We start from the raw sequence: 6449 nt of genomic DNA, 5'->3' as shown, positions 1-6449 counted from the left end.
TCGTTGGTTCAAATCCAGCTCCCGCAACCAGAATCACGAAGAAAGGCCACTCAATCGAGTGGCCTTTTTCGTTTGCGCGCGATTCACCGCATGGGCCTGGCCGCTCAGGAAAAAAACCGTGATTCCGTCTGTTCAGGTTTCCAACCTGCCGCTAAAATCGCGCACTTTTTGATCAGAGGCGCCCGTCAGCGCCACAGAGGTTTCACCCGCATGTCCAGCACCTCCACGCCCAAAGTCGGCTTCGTGAGCCTTGGTTGCCCGAAAGCAACCGTCGATAGCGAACGCATCCTTACCCAGCTGCGCATGGAAGGGTACGAGATCGTGCCCACCTACGAAGACGCCGACGTGGTGGTGGTCAACACCTGCGGCTTCATCGACAGTGCCAAGGCCGAGTCGCTGGACACCATCGGCGAGGCGATTGCCGAGAACGGCAAGGTCATCGTCACCGGCTGCATGGGCGTCAACGAGGACAGCATTCGCAACGTGCACCCCAGCGTGCTGGCCGTCACCGGTCCGCAGCAGTACGAGCAGGTGGTCAATGCCGTGCACGAGGTGATCCCGCCGAAGAAGGACCACGATCCGTTCGTCGACCTGGTGCCGCCGCAGGGCATCAAGCTCACCCCGCGCCACTACGCCTATCTGAAGATTTCCGAAGGCTGCAACCACAGCTGCAGCTTCTGCATCATCCCGTCCATGCGCGGCAAGCTGGTCAGCCGCCCGGTGGGCGATGTGCTGTCCGAGGCGCAGCGCCTGGTCAAGGCCGGCGTCAAGGAGATCCTGGTGATTTCCCAGGACACCAGCGCCTACGGCGTGGACCTCAAGTACAAGACCGACTTCTGGGACGGCCGCCCGGTGAAGACCCGCATGCTCGAGCTGTGCGAGGCGCTTTCGGCGATGGGCGTGTGGGTGCGCCTGCATTACGTCTACCCGTACCCGAACGTCGACGACGTGATCCCGCTGATGGCCGCCGGCAAGCTGCTGCCCTACCTGGATATCCCCTTCCAGCACGCCAGCCCGAAGGTGCTAAAGGCCATGAAGCGCCCGGCGTTCGAGGACAAGACCCTGGCGCGCATCAAGGCCTGGCGCGAGATCTGCCCCGAGCTGACCATCCGCTCCACCTTTATCGTCGGCTTCCCCGGCGAGACCGAGGAAGACTTCCAGTACCTGCTCGACTGGCTGACCGAAGCCCAGCTCGACCGTGTTGGCTGCTTCCAGTACTCGCCCGTGGAAGGCGCGCCAGCCGAGGAACTGGGCCTGGAGCCGGTGCCGGACGAGGTCAAGCAGGAGCGCTGGGAGCGCTTCATGGCGCACCAGCAGGCAATCTCCGCCGCACGCCTGCAACGCAAGATCGGCACCGAGATCGAGGTGCTGGTCGATGAGGTCGACCATGAAGGCGCGGTGGCGCGCTCCTGGGCCGACGCGCCGGAGATCGATGGCAGCGTGTTCATCGCCGACCCGACCCTCAAGCCCGGCGACAAGGTGCGCGTACGGGTGGTCGATGCTGATGAATACGACCTGTGGGCCGAGCGAATCTAAGCGTCGCCGCTACAAGGAAGCCCCGCCTGTGCGGGGCTTTTTCATGGGCAATCGCGCGCATCAGGATTGCCTCTGACCATCCGCGAATTGCTGTGGCCGGGGTCCGCCGACGTAGAATTCACCCAGACCCCCGACCGGAACCCTCCATGAACACGCCTTATCGCCGCGAAGGCGACACCTGGCAGATCGACCTGCGCCTGGATCGCCTGCAACAGCTGGCCGATACGCGCGATCCGTCGCCCTTCAGCCGGCGTGACCTGGCCCCGGACGCCGAACGCTACATCCTCGACGCCTGCCGCGAGCTGCCGGCGCATGAACCGCTGGCCCTGAACCTCTGGCTGCCCGCCCACGAGCTGTCCGCCGAAACTGCGGAACGCGCGCGCCACACCGTGTGCTTCCACTTCGCCTGGCAAGCCGAGAACAGCCAGCGCCGCCTGCGCGAGCACCTGCGCATGGCCCACCGCACCACCCTGCTGGGCCTGTGTTTCATGGCCGTGTGCATGCTGCTGTACAACCTGATCGGCGTCCTCGACAACCTGCTGGCCCAGACCCTCGCCGAAGGGCTGATGGTGATCGGCTGGGTCGCGCTCTGGCGCCCGGTGGAAATGTACCTGTACGACTGGTGGCCGCTGCGCCGCGAAAGCCGGCTGCTGGAGCGGCTGAGCCGGATGCCGGTCAGCCTGCGTTCACTGCCGGACGATCCGCGCGGCCTGGCAATCGCCAGCGCCGATGCGCAGGAGTTGCCCGCATGCTGATTTGCCGCAGACCGGCGCGGCAGCTCGCCCGATAAACTGCCACACCCATACGACCTCAACCTGGACCTCTGCCAATGACCCAAGACTCGCGCTTCGCCCCCATGCCCGACGCCCGCGGCTATTTCGGCCCCTACGGTGGCCAACTGGTGCCGCCGCACCTCAAGCAGGCGATGGACGACATCGACGCCGCCTACGAGGAAATCCGCCAGCGCGCGGACTTCCAGGAGGAACTGGCCAGCCTGTTCGCCGACTACGTCGGCCGGCCGAGCCCGATCTTCCATGCCAGGCGCCTGTCGGAAAAACTGGGCGGCGCGCAGATCCACCTCAAGCGCGAAGACCTGAACCACACCGGCGCGCACAAGATCAACCACTGCCTGGGCGAGGCGCTGCTGGCCAAGTTCATGGGCAAGAAGAAGGTGATCGCCGAAACCGGCGCCGGCCAGCACGGCGTGGCCCTGGCCACCGCCTGCGCACTGGTGGGCATTCCCTGCGAGATCCACATGGGCCAGGTGGACATCGAGAAGGAACACCCCAACGTCACCAAGATGAAGATCCTCGGCTGCAAGCTGGTGCCGGTGACCCGTGGCGCTGCGACCCTCAAGGAAGCCGTGGACAGCGCCTTCGAGGAATACCTCAAGGACCCGCAGAACTACATCTACGCCATTGGCTCGGTGGTTGGCCCGCACCCGTTCCCGAAGATGGTCCGCGACTTCCAGTCGATCATCGGCCGCGAGGCCCGCGAGCAGTTCCTCGCCAAGCATGGCCGCTTGCCCGATCATGCGGCCGCCTGTGTCGGCGGCGGCTCCAACGCCATGGGCCTGTTCACCGCCTTCCTGGGTGACGAGGGCGTGCATCTGGTAGGCGTCGAGCCGGCCGGTGAAGGCGTGGACAAGCCCGGTCGGCACGCCGCCACCCTGTCGGTCGGCAAGCCCGGCGAGATCCACGGCATGGCCTGCTACGTCCTGGAAGACGCCGAGGGCAACCCGGCCGCCGTGCACTCCATCGCCTCCGGCCTCGATTATCCCGGCGTCGGCCCGCAACACAGCTACCTGAAGGACATCGGCCGGGTGGACTACCAATCGGTCACCGACCAGGAATGCCTGGACGCCTTCATGACCTTGTCGCGTACCGAGGGCATCATCCCGGCGCTGGAAAGCGCACACGCGGTGGCCTGGGCCATGCGCGCCGCACCGAAGCTGCCGAAGGACCAGCACATCCTGGTCAACCTCTCGGGTCGCGGCGACAAGGACGCCGACTACGTGGCGCAGAAGCTGGGTCTGTAATAGATCTCGGGGGCCGTCCGACGGTCCCCTGATGCGCCCCGCCTTTCGGCGAACGCTCCCTGGCGAATCGACGGCTACGCTGATTCGCGTGTCCACCCACCGGGGAGTGATCGTGAAATTTTCCGTCTTTGTTGCCACCAGTCTCGATGGCTACGTCGCCGATGCCCATGGCGGCATCGGCTGGCTGCTCGATCTCACCCGCCAGGTGCCGGAGGGTGAAGATTGCGGTTATCAGGAGTTTCTTGCCGGCATGGATGCGCTGGTCTTCGGGCGCCGCGCCCTGGAGCAGGCGCTGTGCTTCCCCGAATGGCCCTACGGCGTCAAGCCGGTCTTCGTGGTGTGTCCGGAGTGGGCGAGCCTGCCCGACGGAGTGCCGGCCAGCGTGTCGCTGACCAATCGTTCACCCAGGGAGCTGGCGCGGCTACTGGAAAAGCAGGGCTTCGGCCACGCCTTTCTGGACGACGAATCGCTGATTCGCGGCTGCCTGCGTCAGGGGCTCATCGACACCATCACCCTCACCACCGTGCCCGTGCTGCTGGGCAATGGCGTTTCGCTGTTCGGACGCTCCGGTGTGGCGGCCAGCCTGCAGCTGGAAGCCTCGCAATCCTATCCATTCGGCTTTGTACAGAACCGTTATCGGGTGCTGACCTGAGCGAATCGGCAGCCGTTCATTGAAGCGCTTAATGGCCCCACGCTATGATCCGCGGGTTTTCTATTCATGAGGCCGTTATGAAAAGCGCTTTGAAAGTCGCCGTATTCGCTGTCGGGCTGTCGACATTCGCCGCCACCACCCTTGCCCAGGCCCAGATCGGCCCCTACGGCGGGGTGATGATTTCCCGCGCGGAAATCGACCATACCGACCTGACCTCCCTCGGCTACAAGCTGGGCTTCCAGGCCAGCCAGAACCTCGCCCTGGAAGCCCGCCTGGGTACCGGCCTGACCGATGACAGCATCAACGGCCTGACCTACGAGATCGACAACTACGTCGGTGCTTACGCCAAGCTGCTCATGCCCTTCAACCCACAGTTCTCCGCCTACATCATCGGTGGTTATTCCCGTGCGGAAGGCAAGATCTACAACCGCGTCAGCCCGGTGCATACCTGGTCCGAACACGATTTCAGCGCCGGCCTGGGGGTCGATCTGCACCTGGCACCGAATCTCAGCGCCAGCATGGAATGGATCAACCTGGTGGATGAGGTCGATCTGATGAGCTTCGGGGTCAACTTCTCCTTCTGATCCGGCCTGACCGGCCTTACGGAGCTGCCCATGCAACGCTCGTCACTCGCCCTGCTGCTCGGCGCGCTGGCCGGTTGCGCCGCACCGCCCCCGCAACAGCCCGCCGACACGCTGGCGGGTCATCTGGTGATGGCCCCACGCATGCAGGTGTTCATTGGCTGCCAGGCCGAGGAACCGTTGTGGGTCGTGGCGGACGATGCCCTGCGCGAGCGCCTGGAGACGCGTTACGCCGAGCTGGTGGATGAGCCCGGCGAAGAAGCCTTCGCCCGGGTGCGCGGTACGGTAGGCCCCGCGCTGGACTGTCCCTGGTGCCGCGATTTCCCCGGCAGCCTCCACCTTGAAGAAGTGCTCGAGTACCGCGAGGCGAGTGCGCGCGATTGCCGCTAAGGCCACCGGCACGCTACGGCGTACTCAACCCCGCCGCGCTCATCAACAGACGCAGCAGCCAGGCCAGCAGCGCCAGCGCCACCACGCTGGCCGTCCACAGGCCGGCCAGCCAGGCCAGACGCCGCCACCAGGCGCGCTCCGTCATCAGTGGTAACCACTGTCCGGGGTGATCTTGCCGCGGAACACGTAGTAGCTCCAGGCGGTGTAGATCAGCACGAACGGCAGGATGAACAGCGCGCCCACCAGCGCGAAGCCCTGGCTTTGCGGCGGCGCGGCGGCGTCCCAGATGCTGATCGCTGGCGGAATGATGTTCGGCCACAGGCTGATGCCCAGCCCGCTGTAACCCAGAAAGATCAGCGCCAGGGTAAGCAGGAACGGCGAGTAGTGGGCGTAACGCTGGATCGCCCGATACAACGCCCAGCTGCACAACAGCACCAGGATTGGCACCGGCAGGAACCAGAACAGGTTCGGCAGGCTGAACCAGCGCTCCGCGATGCGCTCATGGGCCAGCGGCGTCCACAGGCTTACCACGCCGATCACCGCCAGCAACACGCCCAGCAGCGGGATGCCGATGTCGTGCATGCGCCGCTGCAGTTCGCCGCCAGTCTTCATGATCAACCAGGTGCAGCCCAGCAGCGCATAGGCGGCGATCAACCCCAGCCCGCAGAACACCGCGAAGGGGGTCAGCCAGTCCAGCGGGCCACCGGCGTAGCCGCGGTTTTCCACCGGCAAGCCACTGATGAAGGCGCCCAGTACCACCCCTTGGAAGAAGGTCGCGGTCAGCGAGCCGCCAATGAAGGCCCAGTCCCAGAAAGGCCGATGCCGTTCGTCCGCCTTGAAACGGAACTCGAAGGCCACACCCCGAAAGATCAGACCGATGAGCATGAACACGATGGGCAAATAAAGGGCCGACAGCACCACCGCATAGGCCAGCGGGAAGGCCGCGAACAGGCCCGCCCCGCCAAGGACCAGCCAGGTCTCGTTGCCATCCCAGACCGGTGCCACGGTGTTCATCATCAGGTCGCGGTCCTGCTTGCCGGGTACGAACGGGAAGAGGATGCCGATGCCCAGGTCGAAGCCGTCCATCACCACGTACATCATCACGCCGAAGATGATGATCACCGCCCAGATCAGCGAGTAATCGATACCCATGATTCAGCCCCCCTCGCCCAATTGATCGCGCCCGCCCGGCAAGGCCTGGTCGGCGGCCGACAAGGGGCGCGCCGGCGTGCGGGGCCGGCCGGGGCCACCG

The 6449-nt window shown here is 65.2% G+C and carries 8 protein-coding genes; 6 read left to right on the top strand and 2 right to left on the bottom strand.

Annotation, left to right across the window (positions count from 1 at the left end):
- Positions 1–210: 210 nt before the first annotated feature.
- The 6 genes from rimO (at position 211) to AS93_RS0117845 (ending at position 5197) form a co-directional block, all read left to right on the top strand.
- Positions 211–1536, top strand: a complete 1326-nt coding sequence (gene rimO, locus AS93_RS0117870; protein ID WP_027591860.1) for a 30S ribosomal protein S12 methylthiotransferase RimO — start codon at positions 211–213, stop codon at positions 1534–1536.
- Between the two features lie 146 nt (positions 1537–1682).
- Positions 1683–2291 carry a hypothetical protein gene (locus AS93_RS0117865; RefSeq protein ID WP_027591859.1) on the top strand — a complete coding sequence of 203 codons (609 nt, stop codon included), beginning with the start codon at positions 1683–1685 and terminating at the stop codon, positions 2289–2291.
- A gap of 74 nt (positions 2292–2365) precedes the next feature.
- Positions 2366–3574: a tryptophan synthase subunit beta gene (trpB, locus tag AS93_RS0117860; RefSeq protein ID WP_027591858.1), complete on the top strand. Its 1209-nt coding sequence runs from the start codon at positions 2366–2368 to the stop codon at positions 3572–3574.
- A gap of 112 nt (positions 3575–3686) precedes the next feature.
- Positions 3687–4226 (top strand): dihydrofolate reductase family protein, encoded by a 540-nt coding sequence (locus AS93_RS0117855; protein ID WP_051587535.1) that lies wholly within the window; start codon positions 3687–3689, stop codon positions 4224–4226.
- Positions 4227–4303: 77 nt separating this feature from the next.
- Positions 4304–4810, top strand: coding sequence for an outer membrane beta-barrel protein (locus tag AS93_RS0117850; RefSeq protein WP_027591856.1), 507 nt, complete (start codon positions 4304–4306; stop codon positions 4808–4810).
- A 30-nt stretch (positions 4811–4840) separates the two neighbouring features.
- Positions 4841–5197, top strand: a complete 357-nt coding sequence (locus AS93_RS0117845) for a hypothetical protein (RefSeq protein ID WP_234703292.1) — start codon at positions 4841–4843, stop codon at positions 5195–5197.
- 13 nt (positions 5198–5210) lie between these two features.
- Here the strand turns inward: AS93_RS0117845 and AS93_RS20440 are convergent, their stop codons facing one another.
- Together AS93_RS20440 and cydB are read right to left on the bottom strand one after the other, a co-directional pair.
- Positions 5211–5342 (bottom strand): DUF2474 family protein, encoded by a 132-nt coding sequence (locus tag AS93_RS20440; RefSeq protein ID WP_074467549.1) that lies wholly within the window; start codon positions 5340–5342, stop codon positions 5211–5213.
- Positions 5342–6349: a cytochrome d ubiquinol oxidase subunit II gene (cydB, locus tag AS93_RS0117835; protein WP_027591854.1), complete on the bottom strand. Its 1008-nt coding sequence runs from the start codon at positions 6347–6349 to the stop codon at positions 5342–5344. The genes AS93_RS20440 and cydB overlap by 1 nt, the downstream gene beginning before the upstream one ends.
- Positions 6350–6449 lie beyond the last annotated feature (100 nt).

The organism is Pseudomonas sp. RL (genome assembly GCF_000647775.1).
GTDB classification, from domain to species: Bacteria; Pseudomonadota; Gammaproteobacteria; order Pseudomonadales; family Pseudomonadaceae; genus Serpens; species Serpens flexibilis.
Note: the sequence above shows the minus strand (reverse complement) of the source record. Positions and strands in the feature narration are given on the sequence as shown.

Bases quoted from the DNA above. Each gene is read 5' to 3' on its own strand.
- rimO (WP_027591860.1), top strand. From the start codon at position 211: ATGTCCAGCACCTCCACGCCCAAAGTCGGCTTCGTGAGCCTTGGTTGC.
- AS93_RS0117865 (WP_027591859.1), top strand. From the start codon at position 1,683: ATGAACACGCCTTATCGCCGCGAAGGCGACACCTGGCAGATCGACCTG.
- trpB (WP_027591858.1), top strand. From the start codon at position 2,366: ATGACCCAAGACTCGCGCTTCGCCCCCATGCCCGACGCCCGCGGCTAT.
- AS93_RS0117850 (WP_027591856.1), top strand. From the start codon at position 4,304: ATGAAAAGCGCTTTGAAAGTCGCCGTATTCGCTGTCGGGCTGTCGACA.
- AS93_RS0117845 (WP_234703292.1), top strand. From the start codon at position 4,841: ATGCAACGCTCGTCACTCGCCCTGCTGCTCGGCGCGCTGGCCGGTTGC.
- AS93_RS20440 (WP_074467549.1), bottom strand. From the start codon at position 5,342: ATGACGGAGCGCGCCTGGTGGCGGCGTCTGGCCTGGCTGGCCGGCCTG.
- cydB (WP_027591854.1), bottom strand. From the start codon at position 6,349: ATGGGTATCGATTACTCGCTGATCTGGGCGGTGATCATCATCTTCGGC.